Consider the following 25,249-nt stretch of genomic DNA (forward strand, 5'->3'; position numbering starts at 1 on the left):
GCTCCCCCACGTCCCCACCCCACTCCCCCGAATGTAGGTCGCAGCAGATGTCGTTTTGAGGGCTCATAACGACATCTGCTGCGACCTAGTTGGGTGGGGACGCGCAGGACGGTCAGCGCAGAATGACTGTCCGCCCGCCGTCGAGCATGACCCGGCCTTCACAGTGCCAGCGCACCGCGTTGGACAGCGCCTTGCACTCGGCGTCGCGGCCAACGCGGACCAGGTCCTCGGCCGTGTGGGTGTGGTCCACCTCGATGACCTGCTGGGCGATGATCGGGCCCTCATCCAGTTCAGCGTTGACGTAGTGTGCAGTGGCGCCCACGGTTTTGACGCCGCGGTCGTACGCCTGGTGGTACGGCTTGGCGCCCTTGAAACTGGGCAGGAACGAGTGGTGGATGTTGATGGTTTTACCCGTCAGCTTGGCCGAGAGCTCATCGCTGAGAACCTGCATGTAACGGGCCAGGACCACCAGCTCCACATCAAACTCGTCCACCAGTTCCAGCAGCCGTGCTTCCTGCGCCGGCTTGGTCTCCTTGGTGACCGGCAGGTAGAAGAACGGGATGCCATGCCACTTGACCAGGTCCTCGTGGTCCGTGTGGTTGGACACCACAGCCACGATGTCCACCGGCAGGTCACCCGTGCGGGCCCGGAACAGCAGGTCGTTGAGGCAGTGCCCGAACTTGGACACCATGATCAGGACCCGGCGCTTGCGGCCGTTTGGCTCGAGCTGCCAGTTCATTTTCCACTCGCCGGCGAGCGGCTGGAAGTCGCGGCGCAGGTCCTCGGTGCTGAAGTCCTTCTTACCGGCGGCGAAGTGCACCCGCATGAAGAACTGCTGCGCCTGCCGGTCACCGAAGTGCTTGGTGTCGATGATGTCGCAGTCGTGGTCCAGCAGGAAGCCGGTGATCGCGTGGACGATGCCCGGGGACTCGGCGCAGTTGACGGTGAGGACGTGTTCGGTTTCCATTTAGCGCTCCTAGCGTGCTTTCCCGGCGGCAACCTTCGCGTCTGCGTCGGCGAGGGCCTTCGCGTCGGCGTCGGCCTTCGCCTCGGCTACCACCTTCTCGCCGGAGAGGTCCTTCTGGAACTCGGCGTAGCGGGCCAGGTGCGACGGGCGCTTGCGGAGGATGACCCAGGCCACGCCCAGGACAACAAACCAGATCGGGGTGACCAGCAGGGCCAGGAAAGTGTCCGGCTGCGTGGTCAGTGCCCACAGGACGAAAGCGAAGAACGCGAAGACCACCCAGACCATGGGGATGCCGCCGGGCATCTTGTACTTGGAGCCATCGTGCAGGTGCGGGCGGCGTGAACGGAACTTCAGGTAGCTGGCCAGGATGATCGACCAAACGAAGACGAAGCAGACGGCGGACACGGTGGTGACCATGTCGAACGCCTTGCCGATGTCCTTGCCCGCGTACATCAGGATGACGCCGGAGAGCAGCAGGACGCAGGAGAGGAACAGGGCGTTCTGCGGGACTTTGCGGCTGGACAGGCGGCTGAACACGCCGGGCGCGTCACCCTCCTGCGCCAGGCCGTAGACCATGCGGGAGGTGGAGTAGATGCCGGAGTTGGCCGAGGACATGGCCGAGCTGAGCACCACCAGGTTGACAATGGTGGCTGCGGCTCCGAGGCCGGCCAGGGAGAACATGGCGATGAACGGGCTGTGGCCGGCCTGGAACTGGGTCCACGGGGTGACCGACATGAGGATGATGAGGGCGCCTACATAGAAGAGCAGCACGCGGATGGGGATGGAGTTGATGGCCTTGGGCAGGTTCTTCTCCGGGTCCTTGGCCTCGGCGGCGGTGGTGCCCACGAGTTCAATGCCCACGAACGCGAACACGGCGATCTGGAAGCCGGCCACAAAGCCCATGAATTCGTTCGGGAAGAAACCGCCGTGGCTCCACAGGTTCGAGAAGGTGGCAGGGCCGGCGTCGGACTGGAAACCGCTGAAGATCATGAACAGGCCAACGATGATCAGCGCTGCAATGGCGATGATCTTAATCAGCGCGAACCAGAACTCGGTCTCGCCGAACGCCTTCACGGTGGCGAGGTTCAGGACCAGGAGGATGACCACGGTGGCGATGCCCGGGATCCACAGCTGGACTCCCGGCCAGAGTTCCTGGGAGTACCCGGCGATGGCGATGACGTCCGCAATGCCCGTGATCACCCAGCAGAACCAGTAGGTCCAGCCGGTGAAGAAGCCGGCCCACGGTCCCAGCAGGTCAGCGGCGAAGTCGCTGAAGGACTTGTAGTTCAGGTTGGAGAGCAGGAGCTCGCCCATGGCCCGCATGACGAAAAACAGCATGAAGCCGATGATCATGTAGACGAAAATGACGGACGGGCCGGCCGCCGAGATCGTTTTGCCGGAGCCCATGAACAGGCCCGTGCCGATGGCGCCGCCAATGGCGATCAGCTGGATGTGCCTGTTGCTGAGCTGCCGCTCAAGGTGGGGCGGCTGGCCCGGGGTGGTGATGGTTTTAGTACTCACGTGCTGCTCCTTGAATAAGTGCTGGCTTGAGTGCCGTCGGGGAAGACGCGGGGCCCACTTCATCGGGGACCGCATCGAGGTTGTTGAAGGTGTAAAGATGGATTCCTGCGATGCCGGGCTGGCTGTGGAGCCCGGCCACCAGGGAGTTGGGTGAGTAACGGTCGCCGCTGAGCAGCTTGCGCGCCAGCGGGCCTTTGCGGGTGAGGAACTTCAGGGAACTTCCGACGCCGATCTGCGTGGCCAGGTTGACCAGTTTGGTCCGCGGGACGGACCCCGCCACGCCCGCCCAGACGGGCAGGTCCACGCCCTCGCGGCGCAGGAGCGCGGCGAAGTCGAGGATTTTCGGGGCGGAGAAACACATCTGGGTGACAACGCTGGAGGCCAGGTGCTGCTTCTCCTGCAAGGCATCGATCAGGTCCAGGGCGGCCACCGACGGGTGGCCTTCCGGGTAGCCAGCAACGCCTGCGCGCATGCGGCCCCCGGTGTACTGGGCGATGTCTTCGAGCAGTGGCAGGGCCGACCCGTACGGGCCGGCCGGGTCCTTCCGGTCGCCGCCGATCACAAACACCTCGTTAATGCCGGCGACGTCGCAGTCGCGCAGGGTGTCCGTCAGCTGGGCCCGGCTCGGCACGCTGCGGGCGGCCAGGTGCGGGACGACGGTGTAGCCGAGCATGCTCAGCTCCACCGCGGCGCGCATGGTCCGTTCAATGCCGTGGTGGGGCAGGCACGTCACGGTCAGCGTGGTGGTCAGCGGAACCGTTTTTTGGACCTGGTCCACGATCCCCGTGGAGGGGATGATTTCGATTCTTGTAGGGAACATCATTGGTCCTGTCTTGCTATCGGCTCTAGGTACCGGCGCGGGTCAGCTCGCGTGGGCGGCCAGCAGGGAGCTGGCTTCCTGGCGGGTGCTGCCGGAGGACTCAATGTGGGCGAGCTGGGCCGGTATCTCCCAGCCCTTCTTCCGCATCGCGGTGGCCCAGAGCCGGCCGGCACGGTAGGAGGACCTCACCAGCGGGCCGGACATGACTCCGAGGAACCCGAGCTCTGTTGCTTCGTCCTGCAGGTCCACGAACTCCTGCGGCTTGACCCACCGGTCCACCGGCAGGTGCCGCTCGGACGGGCGCAGGTACTGGGTGATGGTGATCAGGTCACAGCCGGCCTCGTGCAGGTCCCGCAGCGCGTCGGAGATCTCCTCCCGGGTCTCGCCCATGCCCAGGATCAGGTTGGACTTGGTCACCATGCCCAGTGCCCGGCCCTGGGTGATGACATCCAGGGACCGCTCATACCGGAACGCCGGCCGGATCCGCTTGAAAATTCGCGGCACGGTCTCGACGTTGTGCGCGAACACCTCAGGCTTGGAATCACAGATCGCCGCGATGTGCTCGGGCTTGCCGGAGAAGTCCGGGATCAGCAGCTCCACCCCGGTGCCCGGGTTCAGCTCGTGGATCTTCCGGACCGTCTCGGCGTACAGCCACACGCCCTCGTCCTCGAGGTCATCACGGGCCACACCGGTCACCGTGGCGTAGCGCAGCTGCATGGCCTGGACCGAGCGGGCCACCTTGGTGGGCTCGAACATGTCCACCGGGGAGGGCTTGCCCGTATCGATCTGGCAGAAATCACAGCGCCGGGTGCATTCGGAGCCGCCGATCAGGAACGTGGCTTCCTTGTCTTCCCAGCACTCGAAAATGTTCGGGCAGCCGGCCTCTTCACAGACCGTGTGCAGGCCCTCCTTTTTCACGAGGTTTTTGAGCTGGACGTACTCGGGACCCATCTGGACCTTGGCCTTGATCCACTCCGGCTTCCGCTCCACGGGTACAGCGGAGTTGCGCTGCTCAACGCGCAGCAGCTTCCGGCCTTCTGGTGCCAGTGTCATCAGTACTCTTTCCTTAGCATTCCACTACGTTGACGGCGAGGCCGCCCATGGCTGTTTCCTTGTACTTGGAGCTCATGTCCCTGCCGGTTTCCCGCATGGTCACGATCACCTCGTCCAGCGACACCCGGTGGGTGCCGTCGCCCCAGAGCGCCATCTTTGCCGCGTTGATGGCCTTCGCCGCCGCGATGGCGTTGCGTTCGATGCACGGAACCTGCACCAGGCCGCCGATCGGATCGCATGTCAGGCCCAGGTTGTGCTCCATCGCGATTTCCGCGGCGTTCTCCACCTGCTGGGGCGTGCCGCCCATGACCTCCGCGAGCCCTGCCGCCGCCATCGACGACGCCGAGCCCACCTCGCCCTGGCAGCCCACCTCGGCGCCCGAAATGGACGCCTGTTCCTTGTAAAGCACCCCGATGGCGCCGGCCGTGAGCAGGAACTTGACCACAACGTCGTCGCGGTCTTCCTGCGTTGCCTTGTCCATCCCCGGCGCGAAATGCAGTGCGTAATACAGGACCGCGGGAATGATCCCGGCCGCGCCGTTCGTTGGTGCGGTGACCACGCGGCCGCCGGATGCGTTCTCCTCGTTGACCGCCAGGGCGATCAGGTTCACCCATTCCTGCCAGTACTTGGGGTCCCGGTCCTTGTCCTCCTTGAGGAGGCGTTCGTGCCAATCAGGCGCACGACGGCGGACCTTCAGTCCCCCGGGCAGCAAACCTTCGCGCTTGAGGCTGACCTGCACGCACTCCTCCATCACGGAGTAGATGTGCAGGAGGCCCTCGCGGATCTCTTCCTCCGTCTTGGAGGCGCGCTCGTTGACGAACATGATCTCGCCGATGGACAGGCCCTTGGACTGGCACCGGCCCAGGAGCTCGGCCGCCGTGCGGAACGGCAGCGGCAGTTCCTTCTTGGACTCGTCGAGTTCCTTCAGCGCCGCATCCTCTTCGCCTTCGCGGACAATGAAGCCGCCGCCGACGGAGAAGAAGGTGGCCTTGTGGAGCTCTGCGCCGTCTTTGTCGCTGACGGTGAACGTCATGCCGTTGGTGTGCCGGGGCAGGACGGTCAGCGGGCGCAGGATCATATCCGTGACGCCGTAGGGAAGCTGCACGCCGCCGCCTTCACCCGCGCCGGCAAGCTGCAGCATCCCGGTTTCGGCGATCGCGGCGAGCCGCTCCTCCACCTCGGCCGGCAGGATCTTTTCGGGGTGGTACCCCTCCAGGCCCAGCAGGATGGCCGTCATGGTGCCATGGCCGTGGCCCGTGGCAGCGAGCGACCCGTACAGGTCCACCCGCAGCCCCGCGACCCTGTCCAGGTGGCCGGAGCTTTTGAGCTCCTCGGCAAACACGGCAGCAGCACGCATCGGCCCCACAGTGTGCGAGCTCGACGGTCCGATCCCGATCGAAAAAAGATCAAAGACTCCAACAGCCATGACGGTTCCTAACTAACTAATTCTTCGTGACCAGTCTGGAGTTTTTGTCCAGATAATGCGCCCAAACGAGCCTAAAACCTGCATTATCTGGACAAAAACTCCATCAGCTGAGCGCTGTGACTGACGGGTACAGCGGGTGGGCTGCGGCGAGTGCCTCAACCCGGTGACGCAGGCCGGAAAGGTCCGCGTCGGCGTCGGCAATCAATGCCTCGGCGATGATGTCCGCAACTTCACGGAACGCTGCCTCGCCGAAACCACGGGTGGCCAGGGCGGGGGTGCCGATGCGGAGACCGGAGGTGACCATCGGCGGGCGGGGGTCGAAAGGCACGGCGTTGCGGTTGACGGTGATGTCAATCGCGGCGAGGCGGTCCTCGGCCTGCTGGCCGTCCAGCTCGCAGTTGCGCAGGTCAACGAGGACCAGGTGGACGTCGGTGCCGCCGGAGATCACGGAGATTCCCTTGGCTGTGACGTCGGGCTGGACCAGGCGGTCGGCCAGGATGCTGGCACCGAGCAGGACGCGCTCCTGGCGTTCCTTGAACTCCGGCGATGCTGCAATTTTGAAGGCCACAGCTTTGCCGGCGATGACGTGCTCCAGCGGGCCGCCCTGCTGGCCCGGGAACACAGCCGAGTTGATCTTCTTGGCGATCGCGGGATCGTTGGTGAGGATGATGCCGCCGCGCGGACCGGCGAGGGTCTTGTGCGTAGTGGAGGTGACCACGTGGGCGTAGGGCACCGGGCTCGGGTGCAGTCCTGCAGCCACCAGTCCTGCGAAGTGCGCCATGTCCACCATCAGGTACGCGCCCACCAGATCGGCGATCCGGCGGAACTCGGCGAAGTCCAGCTGGCGGGCGTAAGCCGACCAGCCGGCCACGATCAGCTGCGGCTTGGTTTCCAGTGCCAGTCGCTCCACCTCGGCCATGTCAATGGTGTGGGTGTCTTCGCGGACCTGGTACGGGACCACGTTGTAGAGCTTGCCGGAGAAGTTGATCTTCATGCCGTGCGTCAGGTGGCCGCCGTGGGCCAGGTTCAGGCCCATGATGGTATCGCCCGGCTTGATCAGCGCGTGCATCACCGAGGCGTTGGCCTGTGCGCCGGAGTGCGGCTGCACGTTGGCGAACTCGGCGCCGAAGAGTGCCTTGAGTCGGTCGATGGCCAGCTGTTCGATGACGTCCACGTGCTCGCAGCCACCGTAGTAGCGCTTGCCCGGGTAGCCCTCGGCGTACTTGTTGGTCAGGACCGAGCCCTGCGCCTGCATGACCGCCTTGGCCGTGTGGTTCTCCGAGGCGATCATCTCCAGGCCGTCACGCTGGCGGCCCAGTTCGTCGTCGATCTTGACGGCGATTTCCGGGTCCAGCGTGCTCAGGTCCGCGTCCAGGGAGAGCGAGACTACCTGCTCGAACGTGGCTTCCGCTGTGGTGCTCACAGTTCGCCGCCGTTGGCTTCGGCGTACTCCTGGGCGGAGAGCAGCGGGCCCTCTTCGGTCACGGTGACCTTGAACAGCCAGCCGGCACCGTACGGGTCGGAGTTGATGACAGCGGGATCGCCGACGGCTTCGTCGTTGATCTCGGTGACCTCGCCGGTGACCGGGGAGTACAGGTCCGAGACGGACTTGGTGGACTCGATCTCGCCGCAGGTCTCACCCGCAGTAACGGTGGAACCAACCTCGGGCAGGTCCACGTACACGATGTCGCCGAGTGCTTCAGCAGCAACAGCGGACACGCCAACGACGGACGGACCGTCGCCATCAGCGGCGATCCACTCGTGCTCGGCGGAGTACTTCAGTTCAGCGGCAACCTTGGCCATGTGTGTGTTTCCTTAAGTTTGGAGTTCAAAGAGTGAGAGAGGGTTCGCCCAAACACCACATCAAGTGAGAGAGCGTTTGGTCAAAACGTGCATTAAGTGAGAGAGCGTTCGGGGATGGTGGGCTCGAGGGGCCGGCGGCCCGGAGTTTTCGAAAGCGTGCGTCAAAGCGAGGAACGAGCAGCACGCGTGAAAACTCCGGGTTGCCGGTTCCGGACCCGGCCCCCGGCGGGACTACTTCTGGCGCTTGTAGAACGGGAGGGCGATGACTTCGAACGGCTCCGCCTTGCCGCGCAGGTCGACGTCCAGGGCGGTGCCCAGTTCGGCGTGCTCGACGTCGACGTAGGCCAGTGCAACAGGGTACCCCAGGGTGGGCGAGGGCTGGCCGGAGGTCACTTCGCCGACGACGTTGCCGTCCTTGAGGACCGGGTAGCCGCCACGGCCGGCGCGGCGGCCGAGGCCCTTCAGGCCCACGAGCTTGCGCTTGGAACCGGCTTCCTTGGCAGCTTCGAGGGCGGAGCGGCCCACGAAGTCGCCTTCCTTGGACTTGAGCGCCACCACAGGGCCCAGGCCGGCGTCGAACGGTGAACGGTCCAGCGAGAGCTCGTTGCCGTACAGCGGCATGCCGGCTTCAAGGCGGAGCGAGTCGCGCGAGGCGAGGCCGCACGGGATGATGCCGAACTCTTCCCCTGCTTCGGCGACCTTAGCCCACAGGTCAGCGGCGGCCTCGTTCGGGATGAACAGTTCGAAGCCGTCCTCGCCGGTGTAGCCGGTGCGGGCCAGGATGACGTCGTGGCCGGCGATAGTGAGCTCGTTGAACGCGTAGTACTTGAGGTCCGTGATCAGCGCGTGCTGGGCCTCATCGGTCAGCTTGAGCAGGATGGCCTCGGCCTTGGGTCCCTGGACGGCGATCAGCGAGGTTGCCGCGGAGGCGTCGTCCACCTTCACGTCGAAGTTCGCTGCGCGCTCTGCCAGGGCGGCAGCCACGGTGGGTGCGTTGCCGGCGTTGGGGACCACGAGGTACTTCTCGTCACCGAAACGGTAGACGATGAGGTCATCGATGATGCCGCCGTCGGCGTTGCAGATCAGCGAGTACTTGGCCTTGCCGTCCGCGATGGCGGAGAGCTTGCCCACCAGGGCGTAGTCCAGGAACGCGCCGGCTGCAGGGCCGGTGACCCAGACTTCACCCATGTGGGAGAGGTCGAACAGGCCGGCAGCTTTGCGGACCGCGTGGTGCTCGGCGAGCTCGGAGCTGTACTTCAGGGGCATCTGCCAGCCACCGAAATCGGTGAAGGAGGCGCCGAGTTTCTTGTGCTCTTCGTAGAGAGCGGTGTAGTTCTCAGTCATGATCGGAATCCCTTAGTTTTCGAATTCGGAGAGCGGCGGGCAGGAGCAGATGAGGTTGCGGTCGCCTCCGGCGCCGTCGATGCGGCCCACGGGCGGGAAGTACTTGTCCTGCTTGAGGTGGTGGACGGGGAAGACGGCTTGCTCACGGCTGTAGTCGCGGGTCCAGTCCGTGTTCACGACGGCGGATGCGGTGTGGGGTGCGTGGCGCAGCGGGGAGTTTTCCACGGTGAAGTCACCGTTGGCGACCTGGTCGATTTCCTTGCGGATGGTGATCATCGCATCGATGAACCGGTCGATCTCGGCCAGGTCCTCGGACTCGGTGGGCTCCACCATCAGGGTCCCCGCGACCGGGAACGCCAGGGTGGGGGCGTGGAAACCGTAATCAATGAGCCGCTTCGCCACATCTTCAGCGGTCACGCCGGTCTTGGCGGTCAGGGCCCGGAGGTCCAGGATGCACTCGTGCGCCACGAGGCCGCCTTCGCCGGTGTAGAGGACCGGGAAGTACTCGTTCAGGCGCACGGCAACGTAGTTCGCCGCGAGCAGCGCGGACTTGGTGGCCTCGGTCAGGCCTTCGCCGCCCATGAGCTTCACGTAGGCGAAGGAGATGGGCAGGACACCGGCGGAACCGAAGTTCGAGGCGCTGATCGCGACACCGTGGCCGTCCTGGTGGGCTGCCTTATTGGCATCGCCGGGCATAAACGGTGCCAGGTGGGCCTTCGCCGCGACCGGGCCCACACCGGGTCCGCCGCCGCCGTGCGGGATGCAGAAGGTCTTGTGCAGGTTCAGGTGCGAAACGTCGCCGCCGAACTTGCCCGGCTGGGCCAGGCCGACCAGGGCGTTCAGGTTCGCCCCGTCCACATACACCTGGCCGCCGGCTGCGTGCACGGCTTCGCAGATCTCGGTCACGTCCGCGTCGTACACGCCGTGGGTGGAGGGGTAGGTGATCATGATCGCCGAGAGGGCGTCCTTGTGCGCCTCGATCTTCGCGTACAGGTCCGTGTGATCGATGGTGCCATCAGCCGCGGTGGCGACAACAACGACCTTCATGCCCGCCAGGACGGCCGAGGCGGCGTTCGTGCCGTGCGCCGAGGCCGGGATCAGGCACACGTTGCGCTGGGCATCGCCGTTGGCGCGGTGGTAGCCGCGGATCGCGAGCAGGCCCGCGAGCTCACCCTGGGAACCGGCGTTCGGCTGCAGGGAGACCTGGTCGTACCCGGTGATCTCCGCGAGGTCAGCTTCGAGGCCGCTGATCAGTTCGCGCCAGCCCACGGTCTGGGACTCGGGAGCGAACGGGTGGATCGAGGCGAACTCCGGCCAGGAAATGGCTTCCATCTCGGCGGTGGCGTTCAGCTTCATCGTGCACGAACCCAACGGGATCATGGTCCGGTCCAGGGCCAGGTCCCGGTCCGACAGCTTGCGGATGTAACGCAGCAGCTGGGTTTCGGAACGGTGCGTGTTGAACACCGGGTGCTGCATGAAGGCGGACGTGCGGAGCACGTCGGCGGGCAGGTCGAAGCCCTTGGCCTCGACGACGGGGCCGGCACCGAAGGCGACAACGACGCCCGCCAGGGCGTCCGCCGTCGTGGTTTCATCAACGGAGACACCCACGGTGTCCGCGTCGATGTGGCGCAGGTTGATCCCGCGTGCTTCGGCGGCGGCGATGACCTTGTCGGCCTTGCCCGGCACGGAGACCGTGAGGGTGTCGAAGAAGGTGTCGGAGACCAGTTCGCGGCCGGCGGCCTTCAGCGTGGTGGCCAGGGTGCGGGCGTGGTTGTGGGTGCGCTCGGCGATGGCCTTCAGCCCGTCCGGGCCGTGGTAGACCGCGTAGAACGAGGACACGATCGCGAGCAGGGCCTGCGCGGTGCAGATGTTCGAGGTCGCCTTTTCACGGCGGATGTGCTGCTCGCGGGTCTGCAGGGCCAGGCGGTAGGCGGGCAGGCCGGCGTCGTCCTTGGAGACACCCACCAGGCGGCCGGGCATGGACCGTTCCAGGCCCTTCGCGACCGCCATGTAGGCAGCGTGCGGGCCGCCGAAGAACAACGGCACACCAAAACGCTGGGTGGAACCGACCGCGATGTCAGCGCCCTGCTCACCGGGAGGGGTGATCAGGGTCAGGGCCAGCAGGTCAGCGGCGACCGTGACCAGCGCGCCGCGCTCCTTCGCCGCCGCGATGACCTCGGCATGGTTGAAGACCCGGCCGGAGACGCCCGGCTGCTGCAGGACGATGCCGTTGATGACACCCTCGGGCAGCCCCTTGGACAGGTCGGCGACCTCAACTTCGAAGCCCAGGGCCTCGGCGCGGCCCTTCACGATCGCGATGGTCTGCGGCATCACATCAGCATCCAGGACCGTCTTGCCGTCATGAGCTGCCTTGTTCTTGTTCGCACGCCGCATCATGAGCACGGCTTCGGCCACAGCGGTGGCTTCGTCCAGCAGGGAGGCGTTGGCGATGGGCAGGCCCACCAGGTCCTGGACCATGGTCTGGAAATTCAGGAGCGCCTCGAGCCGGCCCTGGGAGATCTCGGGCTGGTACGGCGTGTACGCGGTGTACCAGGCCGGGGCTTCGAGGACGTTGCGGCGGATCACGGCAGGGGTGACGGTGTCGTAATAACCCTGCCCGATCATCTGCACAGCCGTCTTGTTCTTACCCGCGAGCCTGCGCAGCTCGGCCAGGACCTCAACCTCGCTCAGGGCGTCCTTGAGGGCCAGCGGCTTGGCCTGGCGGATGGAATCGGGGACGGCAACGTCCACGAGGCCGTCAACGCTGTCGTAGCCAACGGCTTTAAGCATGGTGTCGATGTCGGCCTGGCGGCGGGCACCGATATGCCGATCGGCAAAGGTGGAAGGGGACGACTGGACTGTCATGAAGGAACTCCATAATTCAGGTGGCGTGCTGGGTACGCCACATTGATTCGGGTTCCTCCCCGCTCTGTATTGGACCTGAGAGTTTCCGCGCCACCTGCTTTTACGGGTGATGCTTGCACCGTCGGTGAGCCCGTTGCCGGACTGCTTTCCAGAGTTGCCTAACCGCGGCGGTACGTGGGCCTGAGAGATTCCCGGAGAGGATTTGCTCCTACGGCGCCTGCTTAACGTACTGGCAGGACTCTCCCGCCGCAGATCAAAAGCCATGTCACAAAAGTCCGTGACACGCCTCACAGCTTAGCCGGATTCCCGACCGCTAGCAATTTTACAGTCAGGGACGGCCGTCACAGCCCCCACCAAACCCAACGCGGGGTCACATCACGCCCTATATTTACGGTTTATTGAGCGTGGAGTGACCCCGCGTTGCGGTAAGAAGTCCGGTGGCGGCTACGCGTCGGTGGCCTTCCGCCGCCGTCGTTCGTTGTGCCGCAGCTGCAGGATGCGCGCTCCCCCGGCAATGGCTACAAGGATTCCGCCTCCGACGGCGGCGATGAAGAACGCCACACCCTGCGCGAGGCTGCCCTCCCAGCCGAGGAACCGGACGGCCACCATGTCCTGGTTCTGGATAAAGAAGATGATCAAAAGCACCAACACTACGAGGCTGACTGCCACCGCACTCCAGATGACCGCGGTCCGGGTTGTGCGGCTCCTGTCGGGCGCGCTCTTCGGAGCTGGCGCGGCCGGGGCGGTGGGCCGGACCGCGGGCTGGGAAGGGGCGGTGGGTTGGCCCGCGGGCTGGGAAGGCGGGTTGGGAGGCAAGTCTGAAGGGTGCAGCGGTTCTTCTGAGCTCATACCGCCATTGTCCCCCTCCATGAGGGCTTTCGACGGTAACCGGGCCGGTGACCCCGAAGGGCTTTGGACGGTCAGGCCGGGGCGTCAGCGGCCAGCCGCTCACCGTTGTAGAACTCGAGCTGCCAGCCGTCGTCGACGTGGTGGTGGGCCAGGTTGAGCACGGCGTTGTCGATGCTGTGCAGGGTCCGGCCGATGGCGCGGCTCAGGCTGACCCTCAGGAGTGTGCCGTGAGCGATCACCAGGACGCGGCGGCCGCGGAACTCCTCGGCAAGGGCCTCCAGCGCGGTCAGGCCGCGGACGGCGGCATCGTCCTCGCTTTCGGCACCCTGGAAACCGCCCGGGATGCGCAGGGCCTCCAGTTCCGGACCGGCCTGCATGCCTTCCGCCAGTCCGAAGCTGCGCTCGGTGAGCTCCGGGACGTGCCGGGCTACGGTGAGCCCGAGCCCGGCCGCAATCAGGTGGGCAGTTTCCGCGGCGCGGCTGAGCGGCGAGGACACCACGGTGTCCCATTCGTGACCGGAAAGGTTGGCGACGGCGTCGCGCGCCTGGCCGCGGCCGACGTCGTTCAGCGGAATGTCGGTGGCGCCCTGAAGCCGGCGCTCGGCGTTCCAGTCAGTCTGGCCATGGCGGACGAGGGCAAACGTCGTGAAGGTCATGCCTTCCATTGTCCCCGACGGCGGGAGGGTGCACACCCAGCGGGGACGCGGAAAGAGGAATGACGGCCTGGATCAGCTGCCGCGGGTCGCGGATCCCGACAGGGCATCGATAAGTTTGAGCCCGCGCTTTCCCCAGGCAATTTCCGTCTCCGCGCGGGCGATCAGGCCTTCATAGGTGAAAACCTTGTATTCAATGGTCCGCTGGCGGTCCACTTCCGGGGTGGCGGCCAGGCGTTTGCTCAACATCTCATTTGTTCCTGCCCGCAATTGGGCGATCATCTCCGCCCATTGGTCGCGACGAAGCGTGTGATAGTCAATATGGGCCTGCATGTGCTCCCGCGCAGCACTGGGTTCCGTCCACTCAAGGTAGGCAGCCTTCAGGTGCACGGGATCACGCTCCCGGGCATACTCCACGGGCTCGTGCATCCAGGCACGGAACGCGGCCCGGCCGTCGTCGGTGATTCGGTACTGCGTCTTCTTGCCGCGGGGGCCCCAGGAAACCTCCTCCGCTTGCAGCAGCCCCTCTTTTGCCATCTTCCGCAGCTCCGGATAGATCTGCGAATCAGGGGCATGCCAGACGAAGGCAACCGAGGACTCAAACCGCTTTGCCAAGTCGTAACCGGTCATGGGCTCCACCGAAAGCAGAGCCAAAAGCGCATAACGAAGACTCACGGTGAATTCCCTTCCAGGCTCTTGCCAATAACTATATCGATAGATAGTGTGTGATCCAAGCCACCAACTATGGACATAGGTAGTTGAAGGTTTCCCACGAAAAATCTTCATGCGTCTGGCATGCCGCCTAAGAAACGCCGCCAGGCACCGGAAAGAGGTCAAAGATGACTGTGCTCCAGTCCAGCCGTTCCACCACCAATAAAGTCCTCGGCCATCCGCTCAATGCCTGGTATGTCGCCGCCTGGGACCACGAAGTGACCCGCAAGCCGATGGCGCGCAGGATTGCTGACCGACCGCTGGCGCTATACCGCACCGAGGACGGCAAGGCCGTTGCCCTGGCGGACGCGTGCTGGCACCGCCTGGCGCCGTTGTCCATGGGGAAGACCGTGGGCAAGGACGGCATCCAGTGTCCGTACCACGGCATCGTCTACAACTCTGCGGGACGCTGCGCGTCCATGCCGGCGCAGGAAAGCATCAACCCCTCGGCGACCGTCCCGTCCTTCCCTGTCGTCGAGCGCTATCGGTTTGTGTGGGTATGGCTGGGCGACCCGACCCAGGCGGACCCCGATCTTGTCCCCGATATGCACCAGATGGACAGCCTGGAGTGGGCTGGCGACGGGGAGACCATTTTCGCTCCGTGCAATTACCAGTTGGTCCTGGACAATCTGATGGACCTGACCCACGAGGAATTCGTCCACGCCTCCAGCATTGGCCAGGAAGAGCTCAGCGAATCCGAGTTCGTGGTCACCCACGATGACCGTACTGTCACCGTGTCCCGGTGGATGCTCAACATCGACGCCCCTCCTTTCTGGCTCAAGAACATGAGGGACAAGTTCCCCGGCTTCGAAGGCAAGGTGGACCGCTGGCAGATCATCCGCTTCGAGGCGCCCTCCACCATCCGCATTGACGTCGGCGTTGCCAAAGCCGGCACCGGCGCCCCCAATGGTGACCGCAGCCAGGGCGTCAACGGCTACGTCATGAATACGATCAGCCCGGAGACTGCCAAGACCTGCCACTACTTCTGGGCCTTCATGCGCAACTATTGCCTGGACAGCCAGCTCATCACCACGCAGCTTCGCAACGGCGTGCACGGCGTGTTCGGTGAGGATGAAGCGATGTTGAAGGCCCAGCAGGAAGCAATCGACGCCAATCCCGATTACGAGTTCTACAGCCTGAACATCGACGCCGGCGGCATGTGGGTCCGCAGGCTGATCGAGCGCATGCTCCAGGCAGAGGGCCGCCTGGCAGCGGCTCTCTGACCGGTAAAGGACTCAAGGAAAAAGACAATGGCAGCAACCAACAACGAAGTCTGGCAGTCCGCAACGGTCGTGGCCGTCGCCGACGTGGCCGCAGGCATCCGGCGCATTGAACTGGAACCGTCGGCACCGAAGCATGCGGAGCCCGGCTCGCACATCGACCTCGTCGTCACCATCAACGGCGAGCAGGAGAAGCGCTCCTACTCAGTAGTGGAATCCAACGACCTCGGGAACAATCTGGTCATCAGCGTCTTCAAGGCACCCGTTTCCCGGGGCGGATCTGTGTTTATGCACTCGCTCAAGCCCGGTGACACACTGCGCATCACCCAGCCCCTGCAGAACTTCCCGTTGCGGATCGGGGCAAAACGGTATGTCCTGCTGGCCGGTGGCATCGGCATCACCGCGATCCTGAACATGGCGGCGGTACTTCGCAATGTCAAGGCAGACTACACCTTGGTCTACGCGGGCCGGACGCGGGCCGCGATGGCCTACCTGCAGGGTCTGCAGAACCTGCATGGGGACCGGCTGCAGGTCCACGTTGATGACGAGGGAAGCGGCCTGGACGTGAACGCTCTGGTGGGTGGAATCGATCTGGGCACCGAACTTTATATGTGCGGGCCTATCCGGCTGATGGATGCGGTCCGCCGCGGCTGGACGGAACGCGAGCTGGCGCTGCCCGACCTGCGGTACGAAACGTTCGGAAACTCCGGCTGGTATGACCCGGAGGAGTTCCTCGTCCGCATTCCGCGGCTGGGCATCGAAGCCAAAGTCGGGCAGGGCCGCTCCATGCTCGAGGCACTCGAGGACGCCGGCGTGGACATGATGTTCGACTGCCGCAAGGGTGAGTGCGGCCTGTGCGAAGTCCGCATCCTGAACTTGAATGGCGCCGTCGACCACCGCGACGTCTTCTACAGCGAACGGCAGCAGCATGCCGGAGAAAAGATGTGCTGCTGTGTCTCGCGGGCCGTCAGTTCCGCCACGGGTTCGCGTGCTGACGCCTACTCTTCGGGCGCGCCTGCGGTTGTCACCATCGACGTGTCCTAGACCCCCCTGATTGGCCCCACCAGGGCTGCCCGCACCGTGTGCAGCTATATCAGCAACAGCTCCCGCCTGGGAGCCCCTAGATTTCAAGGAACTTGCCATGGATCTGCGTCAACGTATAGACACCTCGAAAATGTCGCCATACCAATGGGCAATCATCGGAATGTGCGTCCTGCTCAACGCCCTCGACGGCTTTGACGTGCTGGCAATGGCCTTCACCGCCAACGGAGTCACCAAAGAGTTTGGCCTTACGGGCTCCGAACTGGGCATCCTGCTCAGCGCGAGCCTGGTGGGCATGGCCGTCGGGTCACTGTGCCTCGCCCCGCTGGCGGACATCATCGGACGGCGGCCCATGATTAATGCCGCCGTAGGCACCGCCGGCGCAGGCATGCTGCTGGCGGCAACAGCCGGCAACATGGCACAGCTTGGCATCTGGCGGTTGCTGACAGGGCTGGGCGTGGGCTGCATCCTTGCCTGCACCAACGTCATCGCCAGCGAGTACTCCTCCACAAAACGCCGCGGACTGAGCATCGGCATCTACACCGCCGGATACGGCATCGGGGCGACCCTTGGCGGCACCGCCGCCGTCTACCTCCAAAGCCAGTACGGCTGGCGTTCAGTCTTCGTTTTTGGCAGCATTACGACCCTCAGCATCCTGGTGGTCCTGCTGTTCCTGCTGCCCGAATCCGTTGACTTCCTCCTGACGAAGCGGCCCCGCAACGTGCTGGATCGCCTCAACCGGATCGCCCGCAAGACAGGACACCCCGAAGTCACGGCCCTCCAGGAACAGGAGGTCCAGGCCGCCGCCAAGCCAAAAGCCAACCCCGTTTCCGATCTCCTGTCCCCCGCCAACCGGCGTTCCACGCTTCTGCTCTGGGTGGCGTTCTTCACCACAATGTTCGGTTTCTATTTTGTCAACAGCTGGACCCCGCGCCTGCTGGTCACCGCAGGCATGACGGAAAGCCAAGGCATTACCGGCGGCCTGATGCTCACCCTGGGCGGAATATTTGGCTCAGTCCTCTACGGCGTCCTCGCCACCAAATGGAACAGCAAGATCGTCCTGGTGGTATTCACCGTGCTCTCGGCCGTCATGACCGTCGTCTTCATTTCTTCCGCCTCGATGATCGTGCTCGCCCTCGGGGCAGGCGTCCTCGTCGGCCTGCTGATCAACGGCTGCATCGCCGGCCTCTACACGATCGCTCCTTCCCTCTACCCCGCGTCGGTCCGCAGCACGGGCGTCGGTTGGGGCATCGGCATCGGACGCATCGGAGCCATCATTGCCCCGCTGATCACCGGTGCCCTGCTCGATGCGTCCTGGTCCGCCGTTCAGCTCTACCTCGGAGTCGGTGCCGTGGTGCTGATCAGCGCCGTCGCCGTCGGCATGATCCGCTCCAAGGAGGCCGCCAGGAGCGCGGCACCCGCGGAGGAGCTCACCGGAGTGTGATTCCGGCGCTACCGGCCGGAGCGCTCCCCACCAGCGGTACCACCGTGACCGAGCCGAGGTTGCGCAGCGAGGCGCGCGCCTTCGCTTCCAGATCATGCGCGACGGCGGCGAACTCCCCCAGGTGCGTAGCGTCGGCGGCCGGGATGGTGATTTCCGCGTGCAGCCGGTGGCCGCTCCACCGCAGACGCGAGGAACTTCCCGCCGGTGCATTCTCCGCGACCAGCGCGGCGAGCCGGTCCGACAAATCAGGATCGACGCCGTCCAGCAGGCGGCGGCCGACGTCGCGGACGGTGCCCCACAACAGGACGCCGATGGCCACGGAAATAAGCAGCCCCACGATGGGATCAGCCAGCGGGAAGCCCAGCCAGACGCCGATCACGCCGGCCACCACGGCCAGCGACGTAAACCCGTCCGTCCTGGCGTGGATGCCGTCCGCCAGCAGCGCTGCCGAACCGATCCTGCGGCCCACGCGGATCCGGTAGATGGCCACCAGCTCATTGCCGGCAAAGCCCACCAGCCCTGCCGCCAGTACCCAGCCCAGGTTCTGCACGGGCTGCGGCTCAAAGAAGCGGACGATGGATTCGACGGCGGCAACCACCGCCGAGAGTGCGATCATGGCCACGATGAACAGGCCTGCCAGGTCCTCGGCCTTGCCCAGGCCGTAGGTGAACGTCCGGGAGGCCGGCCTGCGGCCGAGCACAAACGCGATCCACAATGGAACCGCGGTGAGGGCGTCGGAGAAGTTGTGCACCGTGTCCGCCAGCAGGGCCACCGATCCGCTGATCAGGACGATGGCTAGCTGGAAGATGGATGTGGCGCCGAGGCCCAGCAGGGAGATCTTGACCGCCCGGATGCCCTGCGCGCTGCTCTCCAGGGCGTCGTCCACCGAGTCCGCGGAGTCGTGCGAGTGCGGGACGAACATTTCCTGGAGCCAGCCCTTGAGTCCGGTGGCGTGGTGGTGGTCGTGGCCCTCGTGATGGTGATCGTGGCTGTCGTGGCTGTGGTCATGGCTGCCATGGTCGTGGCTGTGGTCATGGCTGCCATGGTCGTGGCTGTGGTCATGGCTGCCATGGTCGTGGCTGTGGTCGTGCCCGGCGCCGTCGTGGTCGTGGCCGTGGTCCAGGTGAGCATCCGCGCCGTGGTGATGGCCGCCGTCGGGCGTTTCAGTGTGTGCGTGCTGGTGATTGCCGGTATGGGCGTGCTCGTGGCTCATTCGCCGGCCTCCCGCGGTGTGTGGGGTGTCATGCCATGGTTCGGGGCTGTCCCAAGGGAGTGCTCGGCTTGGTGCATCGCGTCGGCCACCAGCTGCCACACGTGGTCATTTTGCAGGCGGTAGAAGACCTTAGTCCCCTCCTGGCGGGTGGAGACGAGCCGCGCCAGCCGCATCTTGGCCAGGTGCTGGGACACGGCCGCAGCCGATTTTCCGGCAATCTCGGCGAGCGCGTTCACGGGCTGCTCCCCGTCACGGAGGGCCAGGATCAGCCGCACCCGGGTGGCGTCGGCCAGCATCGCAAAGACTTCCACGGCCAACTCGACATACTGGCTGTCCGGCGTTAGCCCATAAGCCTTCGTATCTGCATTCATACGCAGATACTGTCATTCTCTGGAATGCAGTTCAAGTTCCGGTCTCTTGGCGCAGCTTCCGGGGAGCCATCTTCGGCCACGCAAGCATGCGCCGGACGGCAGCTTCCAGCGCGTCGGCCCCGTCCGGGCGTTCGGCCAGCGTCACCAACTCCGAGGCCACCAAAGCCAGCTTGACGTTGCGGCGGCTACTGTCGTTGACGAGCAGCTGGAACGCGGCTTCGGAGCCGACCAGAAGCCTGCCCATCAGGATGCCCCGGGCCAGGTCGATGACGCTCCGGGTGGAAGTGGCAGCAACGACGGCGTCGTGTGCTGTCTGCTCCGTCTCACGCCGCAGCGTGGAGGTCAGGTCCAGCATGACGCCTTCCAGCGCCGTGACATTGCCGCGGGCGTCCCGGATCGCGTCGCCCGATGTGAGGACGTGGCGGACGCGGCCCTGGGCATCGATGATCCGGTGGTACATGGAGAAGTAGCCGCCGGCTTGGATGACCTCCGCCGCGATGCCCTGGCACCACGGCCTGTCCTCAGGGTGCTTGTGGGAATACAGCAGGGCCAGGGTAGGAACCACCTCGCCGCGCTGGTACCCGTGCACCAGGTACATCCCGTCCGACCACTCCACTGTCTGTGCGGGAAACTCCACGCGGAACGTGCCGGCGAGGCATTGCTCGGCGCCGAGTGCGCTCGAATAGGTCATGGGGCTGTCCAGCTTAGCCACGTGGTACCTCCAAACTGTCCGGCCGTCGCCGTTGGCGGCCGCAATCCTACAATCCTGCCATTATGGGCCTGCGACGCGCACTCCCTAAGGGCCGCTGGTCCCGAATGCGTCTTGCCCCTACGTCACCTCACTCCGGGCGCATACTTTGATCATGAACGCCTTCCTGGTCTTCTGGTTTCCTTGGTTTGTCCTCGTGGTGGTCGTGGTTTTTTGGGCCTACGGGCTGGTGGACTTCCTCAACACCGACGAGCGGGACATCCGGACGTTCACCCGGCCCGTCTGGCTGGCCATCCTGGTCTTCGGAAGTGCTGTGGGAGCAATCGCCTGGCTGGTTGCCGGCCGCCCCCGGCGACAGTAAGCCCACTTGACTTTTATACCCCCTAGGGGTATATTTCGAATTGTTGTCAGTGAACTGGTATGTCCAGGCAGGTGCCCCGCACCGCCGTCACAGCCGTTCAACCCCAGCGCCCATCACTTCGTCGCCAAGGAATGGAAACTGACATGTCTTTAAGCGGAAACCGCACCCAACTTCCCCTGGCCTCCGCCGCCTCCGGCTGCAGCTGCTGCTCACCGGCAGCCGCCGCGCCAACCGCAGCCCCCGCACCAGCCGCGGGCGCCGCCGTCGTCATGGACGAGTCCGAATTCTCCCTGGATGGGCTGACCTGCGGGCACTGCGTCAAGAGCGTGGAGGAGGCCGTTTCCAGCGTGGCGGGTGTCGAGAATGCATCCGTCAGCCTTGTCCCGGGAGGGCGTTCACTCCTGGTGGTTTCCGGCTCCGCTGATCACGCCGCCATTCGTGACGCGGTCACGTCGGCCGGATACAGCGTCAGCAGCCGGTAGGAACATTTCCCGTAGGAGGGCAGCAATGGAAAACCATACCCACCACGACTGCGACGACCACGCCGGCCACCAGCCCCCAGAACCTGTAACGGGCCAGGCCACGGCGGTAGCCAACCCGTCGGCGCAGGCCGGCCACGCAGAGCAGGCCGGGCACACCGGCCACAGCGCCCACCAGCAGCACGGCGCCGAACACGCTCACGCCGCCCACGACGATGACCACACCATGCACACCCACGGCCAGCACGCCGGGCACAGCACCGCCATGTTCAAGAACCGTTTCTGGCTGACCCTGGTTCTGTCCGTTCCGGTTGTGTACTTCAGTCCGATGGTGGGGCATCTGCTCGGCTACATGCCGCCGATGTTCCCCGGCTCGGAGTGGATCCCGCCCGTCCTGGGAACGGTCATCTTCCTCTACGGCGGCCAGCCGTTCCTTAAGGGCGGCGTCCAGGAGCTGAAGACCCGGCAGCCAGGAATGATGCTGCTGATTGCCATGGCCATCACCGTGGCTTTTGCGGCGTCCTGGATCACCAGCCTGGGCATCGGCGGGTTTGACCTGGATTTCTGGTGGGAACTGGCCCTGCTGGTGGCCATCATGCTCCTGGGCCACTGGATTGAAATGCGCGCCCTCGGCTCGGCCCAGGGCGCCCTGGATGCCCTCGCCGCCCTGCTGCCCGACGAAGCGGACCGCATTACCGACGCCGGGACGGAGACCGTGCCTGTCTCGGAGCTCCGTGAGGGGGACATTGTCCTGGTCCGCTCCGGTGCGCGGCTGCCTGCCGACGGAACCGTCGTCGACGGCCAGGCGGAAGTGGACGAATCCATGATCACCGGCGAGTCCAAGACCGTGCCCCGCGCCCCGGGTGACGCGGTGGTGGCCGGCACGGTGGCGACGGACAACACCATCCGCGTCAGGGTGACCGCCGTCGGCGAAAACACCGCCCTTGCCGGCATTCAGCGCCTGGTTGCGGAAGCACAGGCATCTTCGTCCAAGGCTCAGGCACTGGCTGACCGCGCCGCGGCGTTCCTGTTCTACTTCGCCGCCGGCGCGGGTGTCATCACGTTCATTGTCTGGTCCCTGCTGGGCAGCGTCCCGGAAGCGGTCACCCGCACCGTCACCGTTCTGGTGATCGCATGCCCGCACGCCCTGGGCCTCGCCATTCCGCTGGTGATCGCTATTTCCACGGAACAGGCCGCGCGGGCCGGAGTTCTCATCAAGAACCGGATGGCCCTGGAACGCATGCGCACCATCGATGTGGTCCTCTTCGACAAGACCGGCACCCTCACCACCGGGGAACCGGATTTGAAGGACATCGCCTCCGTTGGCGGCGCAGACACTGACCGCCTGCTGGCGCTGGCCGCCGCCGTCGAGTCCGACAGCGAACACCCCGTGGCACGGGCCATCGTCCAAGCCGCCCGCCAGCGGAACCTGGCCATCCCCGCCGCCGCCGGATTCTCCTCCCTCACCGGACGGGGCGTGCGCGCGAGCGTGGACGGACGTACTGTTCACGTCGGCGGACCGGCGCTCCTGCGCGAGCTCGGCGCCGTCGAGCCTGAAGAACTGGCACGTTCCACGCATGCATGGATGGACCGCGGCGCGGCCGTCCTGCACGTGATCGACGGCGGCACCGTTCTGGGAGCGGTCAGCCTCGAAGACAGCGTCCGCCCCGAATCCCGGCAGGCCGTGGCGGCCCTGCAGAACCGGGGAATCAAGGTGGCCATGATCACCGGAGACGCCCACCAGGTGGCCCAGGCAGTGGCCGAAGACCTGCACATCGACGAAGTCTTCGCCGAAGTGCTCCCGGCGGACAAGGACAAGAAGGTCGCCGAACTCCAGGCCCGCGGGCTGAAGGTTGCCATGGTGGGCGACGGCGTCAACGACTCCCCCGCGCTCGCGCGGGCTGAAGTGGGCATCGCCATCGGCGCCGGAACAGACGTCGCGATGGAATCGGCAGGCGTTGTCCTGGCCGGAAACGATCCCCGCGCAGTGCTGTCCATGCTGGACCTCTCCCGGGCCAGCTACCGGAAGATGTGGCAGAACCTGGTGTGGGCCACCGGCTACAACGTCCTGTCCGTCCCGCTGGCCGCGGGCGTCCTCGCCTTCGCCGGCGTAGTGCTTTCCCCCGCTGCGGGTGCTGTACTGATGTCCGCCTCCACGATTGTTGTGGCCCTCAACGCCCAGCTCCTGCGGCGGGTGAAACTCAGCCCGTCCGAGGTCCAATGAAACGCTCTCTCACTTGCTGCGGGTTTTTCCCGGACGCTCTCTCACTTAACGCGGGTTTTGCCCGGACGCTTCTCCTCCGCGGCGCCCTGATTACGGCCGTGCTGGCCATCATCGCCGGGATCTTCGGCATGCACGTGATGACCGGGAATCATGCCGCCCACGGGGATCACACCGCAGCGGTGCAGGTGGCTGGTGGCCATCCGGACGCGGGCCACGACGCGGGCCATGCCACGGCGGGGCACATGGCGGTTGGGCACACTGCGGCTGTGGAAATTGAGGCTGTGCCCACGATAGCCGGCAGCGACTCCTGCGCAGGATCGTGCCATTCTATGCAGGAGTCCGGGGCGTCGTGCATCCCCTCCGCCAAGGCGGGCGCGCTGACGGTCTTCCCACCCCAGGAAAGCGGCTTCGTCCTCCGGGCAGGCTCCGGAAGCCACACCGGCCCCACGGTTGCCTACGCCCATACCCCCGCGAGCCCAACGCCCTGCGAACTGTCCATCAGCCGGACGTAACCGGAGCTGCGCCACCACAATCCCCTCGGCACAGTTCCCAAAACGTTTGTAAGGACATTTCATGAACACGAAGATTCGAAACATCTCCATCGCCGCTGCCCTGGCGGCTTCCCTGGGCCTGGCTGGCTGCGCAGCCGTGTCCACCCCCGCCGGCGGCAACACCATGCCGGGGATGCACGGCAGCAGCTCAAGCCCCATGGCCAGCATGATGCCGGACGCCAACGCTGACCATAACCAGGCGGACATCATGTTCTCCCAGATGATGATCCCGCATCATGCGCAGGCCGTGGAGATGAGCGACATCATCTTGGCGAAGCAGGACATCCCGGCCGAAGTCGCCACCCTGGCCACCAAAATCAAGGCAGCCCAGGCGCCGGAAATCAAGACGATGCAAGGGTGGCTGGACGCTTGGAACCAGCCCGCTGGAATGATGAGCGCCTCCGCCATGCCCGGCCATGGGATGGGCGGCATGGTGGACGCGGACGGCATTAACAAGCTCAAGTCAGCCCAAGGGACTGCCGCCGCACGGCTGTTCCTCGAGCAGATGATCGGCCACCATGACGGCGCCATTGACATGGCCAATCAGGAGATCAGCGCCGGCAAGTACCCTGCGACGATCCAGCTCAGCCGCGACATCGTCACCTCGCAGGAAGCCGAGATCGTGGAGATGAAAGCGCTGCTCGCCAAGCTCTAGCCAGCAGCCCCGGGGCGCCGGCCCGGCTGCGGGCCGGCGCCTCACCGGCGTGGTGGTATCCACCGACGGCGGCGCCACTCGTGTTAAGTTGAAAGATGCCCGGCCGTACCCGGTCCGGCGCCCCGGCTGGAAAGAGAAGTTCCGTGCACTCCCCCGCACCTGCCCCCGCCCCCGACGCCGCGCCCGTGAGAATCCTGACCGTCTGCACCGGCAACATCTGCCGTTCCCCGGTGGCCGAAAGGCTGCTCCAAGCAGGGCTGGACCAGGTGTTGCCGGGCGGGTTTGTGGTGACCAGCGCAGGGACCCGGGCCATGGTGGGTGACCCCATGCAGCCCTTGTCGGGCGACATCGTGCGCACCTTCGGCGGGAACCCTGACCGCTTTGTGTCCCGGCAGCTGACCAGCAAGATCCTGCGCAGCGTGGACCTGGTGCTCACCATGACCTCCGGCCACCGCGGCGAAGTGCTTCAGCTGGATGCGTCCCTGCTCAAGCGCACGTTCACCATCCGTGAGTTCGCCCGGATGCTCGACGTCCTGGACAGCCGCGCGGACGGCACCAACGCTGTCGGGGACCAATCAGGAACGGCCGACGGCGGCGATCCCCTGAGTGCCAACACCGCCTTCTGGCGCGGGCTGCCAGCCCGGGCCGCGTCCGTGCGGCACCTGTCACTGCCGGCGGATTCCGCCGAGAACGACATCATCGACCCCTACCGCCGGGGGCCTGAGGTCTACCGCCAGATGGAGGACGAGCTCGCACCGGCGATCATCTCTGTGCTGCGCCACGCCCGCCTGAATGCGCCCGCTTAACCCGGCACGCCGACGTCGTACGCCCACTTGCCGGTGAGCAGAGCAACGCGGGGTCACTTCCCGCCGCTCTGAGGCCTCGGAAGCGGCAAGATGTGCCCCCGCGTTGGGCCAGGTGAAGTGTTAGGAAAACGACATAGTCCGGCCTATGGCGGGAACCGGGCCC

General features: G+C 65.4%; 24 protein-coding genes and 1 riboswitch. Of the genes, 9 read left to right on the forward strand and 15 right to left on the reverse strand.

Annotated features, from left to right (window positions below):
* Positions 1–112 precede the first annotated feature (112 nt).
* From purU to AB4Y73_RS01820, 12 genes are all read right to left on the reverse strand, one after another.
* A complete protein-coding gene (gene purU / locus AB4Y73_RS01765; RefSeq protein ID WP_441867754.1) occupies positions 113–967 on the reverse strand; it encodes a formyltetrahydrofolate deformylase in 855 nt (284 codons plus the stop codon).
* Positions 968–976: 9 nt separating this feature from the next.
* Positions 977–2,488, reverse strand: a complete 1,512-nt coding sequence (gene cycA, locus AB4Y73_RS01770; protein WP_441867756.1) for a D-serine/D-alanine/glycine transporter — start codon at positions 2,486–2,488, stop codon at positions 977–979.
* On the reverse strand, positions 2,478–3,311 hold the full coding sequence (locus AB4Y73_RS01775) for a methylenetetrahydrofolate reductase (RefSeq protein WP_441867758.1): 834 nt from the start codon (positions 3,309–3,311) through the stop codon (positions 2,478–2,480). The genes cycA and AB4Y73_RS01775 overlap by 11 nt, the downstream gene beginning before the upstream one ends.
* A 39-nt stretch (positions 3,312–3,350) precedes the next feature.
* Positions 3,351–4,361, reverse strand: coding sequence for a lipoyl synthase (lipA, locus tag AB4Y73_RS01780; protein WP_441867760.1), 1,011 nt, complete (start codon positions 4,359–4,361; stop codon positions 3,351–3,353).
* A gap of 13 nt (positions 4,362–4,374) precedes the next feature.
* Positions 4,375–5,787: an L-serine ammonia-lyase gene (locus tag AB4Y73_RS01785; RefSeq protein WP_441867762.1), complete on the reverse strand. Its 1,413-nt coding sequence runs from the start codon at positions 5,785–5,787 to the stop codon at positions 4,375–4,377.
* Positions 5,788–5,890: 103 nt separating this feature from the next.
* Positions 5,891–7,210 (reverse strand): serine hydroxymethyltransferase, encoded by a 1,320-nt coding sequence (gene glyA / locus AB4Y73_RS01790; protein ID WP_441867764.1) that lies wholly within the window; start codon positions 7,208–7,210, stop codon positions 5,891–5,893.
* Complete coding sequence (gene gcvH, locus AB4Y73_RS01795) at positions 7,207–7,590, reverse strand: glycine cleavage system protein GcvH (protein WP_441867766.1); 384 nt, start codon at positions 7,588–7,590, stop codon at positions 7,207–7,209. The genes glyA and gcvH overlap by 4 nt, the downstream gene beginning before the upstream one ends.
* Positions 7,591–7,821: 231 nt before the next feature.
* Positions 7,822–8,934, reverse strand: coding sequence for a glycine cleavage system aminomethyltransferase GcvT (gene gcvT, locus AB4Y73_RS01800; protein ID WP_441867768.1), 1,113 nt, complete (start codon positions 8,932–8,934; stop codon positions 7,822–7,824).
* 12 nt (positions 8,935–8,946) lie between these two features.
* A complete protein-coding gene (gene gcvP / locus AB4Y73_RS01805) occupies positions 8,947–11,799 on the reverse strand; it encodes an aminomethyl-transferring glycine dehydrogenase (protein ID WP_441867770.1) in 2,853 nt (950 codons plus the stop codon).
* 158 nt (positions 11,800–11,957) lie between these two features.
* Positions 11,958–12,055, reverse strand: a riboswitch (glycine riboswitch).
* A gap of 188 nt (positions 12,056–12,243) precedes the next feature.
* Positions 12,244–12,648 carry a LapA family protein gene (locus AB4Y73_RS01810; RefSeq protein ID WP_441867772.1) on the reverse strand — a complete coding sequence of 135 codons (405 nt, stop codon included), beginning with the start codon at positions 12,646–12,648 and terminating at the stop codon, positions 12,244–12,246.
* 71 nt (positions 12,649–12,719) lie between these two features.
* Positions 12,720–13,304, reverse strand: a complete 585-nt coding sequence (locus tag AB4Y73_RS01815) for a histidine phosphatase family protein (RefSeq protein ID WP_441867774.1) — start codon at positions 13,302–13,304, stop codon at positions 12,720–12,722.
* 72 nt (positions 13,305–13,376) lie between these two features.
* Positions 13,377–13,976, reverse strand: a complete 600-nt coding sequence (locus tag AB4Y73_RS01820; protein ID WP_441867776.1) for a PadR family transcriptional regulator — start codon at positions 13,974–13,976, stop codon at positions 13,377–13,379.
* A 164-nt stretch (positions 13,977–14,140) separates the two neighbouring features.
* On the opposite strand from AB4Y73_RS01820, the gene AB4Y73_RS01825 reads away from it, so the two are divergent.
* From AB4Y73_RS01825 to AB4Y73_RS01835, 3 genes are all read left to right on the forward strand, one after another.
* Positions 14,141–15,235, forward strand: a complete 1,095-nt coding sequence (locus tag AB4Y73_RS01825; RefSeq protein WP_441867778.1) for an aromatic ring-hydroxylating dioxygenase subunit alpha — start codon at positions 14,141–14,143, stop codon at positions 15,233–15,235.
* 27 nt (positions 15,236–15,262) lie between these two features.
* Positions 15,263–16,276 carry a PDR/VanB family oxidoreductase gene (locus tag AB4Y73_RS01830; RefSeq protein WP_441867780.1) on the forward strand — a complete coding sequence of 338 codons (1,014 nt, stop codon included), beginning with the start codon at positions 15,263–15,265 and terminating at the stop codon, positions 16,274–16,276.
* Between the two features lie 97 nt (positions 16,277–16,373).
* A complete protein-coding gene (locus AB4Y73_RS01835; RefSeq protein WP_441867782.1) occupies positions 16,374–17,717 on the forward strand; it encodes an MFS transporter in 1,344 nt (447 codons plus the stop codon).
* Here AB4Y73_RS01835 and AB4Y73_RS01840 read toward each other — a convergent pair.
* The 3 genes from AB4Y73_RS01840 to AB4Y73_RS01850 are packed head-to-tail and all read right to left on the reverse strand — an operon-like array spanning position 17,704 to position 20,013.
* The gene (locus tag AB4Y73_RS01840) at positions 17,704–18,930 is read right to left on the reverse strand and encodes a cation diffusion facilitator family transporter (protein WP_441867784.1); all 1,227 of its coding nucleotides are present in this window, start codon (positions 18,928–18,930) and stop codon (positions 17,704–17,706) included. The two genes, AB4Y73_RS01835 and AB4Y73_RS01840, sit on opposite strands and share 14 nt — an antisense overlap.
* Entirely contained in the window at positions 18,927–19,301 is a 375-nt protein-coding gene (locus tag AB4Y73_RS01845) for an ArsR/SmtB family transcription factor (protein WP_441867786.1), read from the reverse strand. The genes AB4Y73_RS01840 and AB4Y73_RS01845 overlap by 4 nt, the downstream gene beginning before the upstream one ends.
* Positions 19,302–19,332: 31 nt before the next feature.
* Entirely contained in the window at positions 19,333–20,013 is a 681-nt protein-coding gene (locus AB4Y73_RS01850; RefSeq protein WP_441867788.1) for a PAS and ANTAR domain-containing protein, read from the reverse strand.
* Positions 20,014–20,164: 151 nt separating this feature from the next.
* On the opposite strand from AB4Y73_RS01850, the gene AB4Y73_RS01855 reads away from it, so the two are divergent.
* The 6 genes from AB4Y73_RS01855 (at position 20,165) to AB4Y73_RS01880 (ending at position 25,086) form a co-directional block, all read left to right on the forward strand.
* Positions 20,165–20,371 (forward strand): PLDc N-terminal domain-containing protein, encoded by a 207-nt coding sequence (locus tag AB4Y73_RS01855; protein ID WP_441867790.1) that lies wholly within the window; start codon positions 20,165–20,167, stop codon positions 20,369–20,371.
* 143 nt (positions 20,372–20,514) lie between these two features.
* Positions 20,515–20,853, forward strand: coding sequence for a heavy-metal-associated domain-containing protein (locus tag AB4Y73_RS01860; RefSeq protein WP_441867792.1), 339 nt, complete (start codon positions 20,515–20,517; stop codon positions 20,851–20,853).
* 25 nt (positions 20,854–20,878) lie between these two features.
* Positions 20,879–23,074: a heavy metal translocating P-type ATPase gene (locus tag AB4Y73_RS01865; RefSeq protein ID WP_441867794.1), complete on the forward strand. Its 2,196-nt coding sequence runs from the start codon at positions 20,879–20,881 to the stop codon at positions 23,072–23,074.
* Positions 23,071–23,586 carry a hypothetical protein gene (locus tag AB4Y73_RS01870; RefSeq protein WP_441867796.1) on the forward strand — a complete coding sequence of 172 codons (516 nt, stop codon included), beginning with the start codon at positions 23,071–23,073 and terminating at the stop codon, positions 23,584–23,586. The genes AB4Y73_RS01865 and AB4Y73_RS01870 overlap by 4 nt, the downstream gene beginning before the upstream one ends.
* Before the next feature lie 61 nt (positions 23,587–23,647).
* Positions 23,648–24,280, forward strand: coding sequence for a DUF305 domain-containing protein (locus AB4Y73_RS01875; protein WP_441867798.1), 633 nt, complete (start codon positions 23,648–23,650; stop codon positions 24,278–24,280).
* Positions 24,281–24,423: 143 nt separating this feature from the next.
* A complete protein-coding gene (locus AB4Y73_RS01880) occupies positions 24,424–25,086 on the forward strand; it encodes an arsenate reductase/protein-tyrosine-phosphatase family protein (protein WP_441867800.1) in 663 nt (220 codons plus the stop codon).
* Positions 25,087–25,249: the final 163 nt, after the last annotated feature.

The organism is Pseudarthrobacter sp. TAF60_1 (assembly GCF_052113505.1).
GTDB lineage: Bacteria > Actinomycetota > Actinomycetes > Actinomycetales > Micrococcaceae > Arthrobacter.

Bases quoted from the DNA above. Each gene is read 5' to 3' on its own strand.
- purU (WP_441867754.1), bottom strand. From the start codon at position 967: ATGGAAACCGAACACGTCCTCACCGTCAACTGCGCCGAGTCCCCGGGC.
- AB4Y73_RS01775 (WP_441867758.1), bottom strand. From the start codon at position 3,311: ATGATGTTCCCTACAAGAATCGAAATCATCCCCTCCACGGGGATCGTG.
- lipA (WP_441867760.1), bottom strand. From the start codon at position 4,361: ATGACACTGGCACCAGAAGGCCGGAAGCTGCTGCGCGTTGAGCAGCGC.
- AB4Y73_RS01785 (WP_441867762.1), bottom strand. From the start codon at position 5,787: ATGGCTGTTGGAGTCTTTGATCTTTTTTCGATCGGGATCGGACCGTCG.
- gcvH (WP_441867766.1), bottom strand. From the start codon at position 7,590: ATGGCCAAGGTTGCCGCTGAACTGAAGTACTCCGCCGAGCACGAGTGG.
- gcvT (WP_441867768.1), bottom strand. From the start codon at position 8,934: ATGACTGAGAACTACACCGCTCTCTACGAAGAGCACAAGAAACTCGGC.
- gcvP (WP_441867770.1), bottom strand. From the start codon at position 11,799: ATGACAGTCCAGTCGTCCCCTTCCACCTTTGCCGATCGGCATATCGGT.
- AB4Y73_RS01810 (WP_441867772.1), bottom strand. From the start codon at position 12,648: ATGAGCTCAGAAGAACCGCTGCACCCTTCAGACTTGCCTCCCAACCCG.
- AB4Y73_RS01815 (WP_441867774.1), bottom strand. From the start codon at position 13,304: ATGACCTTCACGACGTTTGCCCTCGTCCGCCATGGCCAGACTGACTGG.
- AB4Y73_RS01825 (WP_441867778.1), top strand. From the start codon at position 14,141: ATGACTGTGCTCCAGTCCAGCCGTTCCACCACCAATAAAGTCCTCGGC.
- AB4Y73_RS01830 (WP_441867780.1), top strand. From the start codon at position 15,263: ATGGCAGCAACCAACAACGAAGTCTGGCAGTCCGCAACGGTCGTGGCC.
- AB4Y73_RS01835 (WP_441867782.1), top strand. From the start codon at position 16,374: ATGGATCTGCGTCAACGTATAGACACCTCGAAAATGTCGCCATACCAA.
- AB4Y73_RS01840 (WP_441867784.1), bottom strand. From the start codon at position 18,930: ATGAGCCACGAGCACGCCCATACCGGCAATCACCAGCACGCACACACT.
- AB4Y73_RS01845 (WP_441867786.1), bottom strand. From the start codon at position 19,301: ATGAATGCAGATACGAAGGCTTATGGGCTAACGCCGGACAGCCAGTAT.
- AB4Y73_RS01855 (WP_441867790.1), top strand. From the start codon at position 20,165: ATGAACGCCTTCCTGGTCTTCTGGTTTCCTTGGTTTGTCCTCGTGGTG.
- AB4Y73_RS01860 (WP_441867792.1), top strand. From the start codon at position 20,515: ATGTCTTTAAGCGGAAACCGCACCCAACTTCCCCTGGCCTCCGCCGCC.
- AB4Y73_RS01865 (WP_441867794.1), top strand. From the start codon at position 20,879: ATGGAAAACCATACCCACCACGACTGCGACGACCACGCCGGCCACCAG.
- AB4Y73_RS01870 (WP_441867796.1), top strand. From the start codon at position 23,071: ATGAAACGCTCTCTCACTTGCTGCGGGTTTTTCCCGGACGCTCTCTCA.
- AB4Y73_RS01875 (WP_441867798.1), top strand. From the start codon at position 23,648: ATGAACACGAAGATTCGAAACATCTCCATCGCCGCTGCCCTGGCGGCT.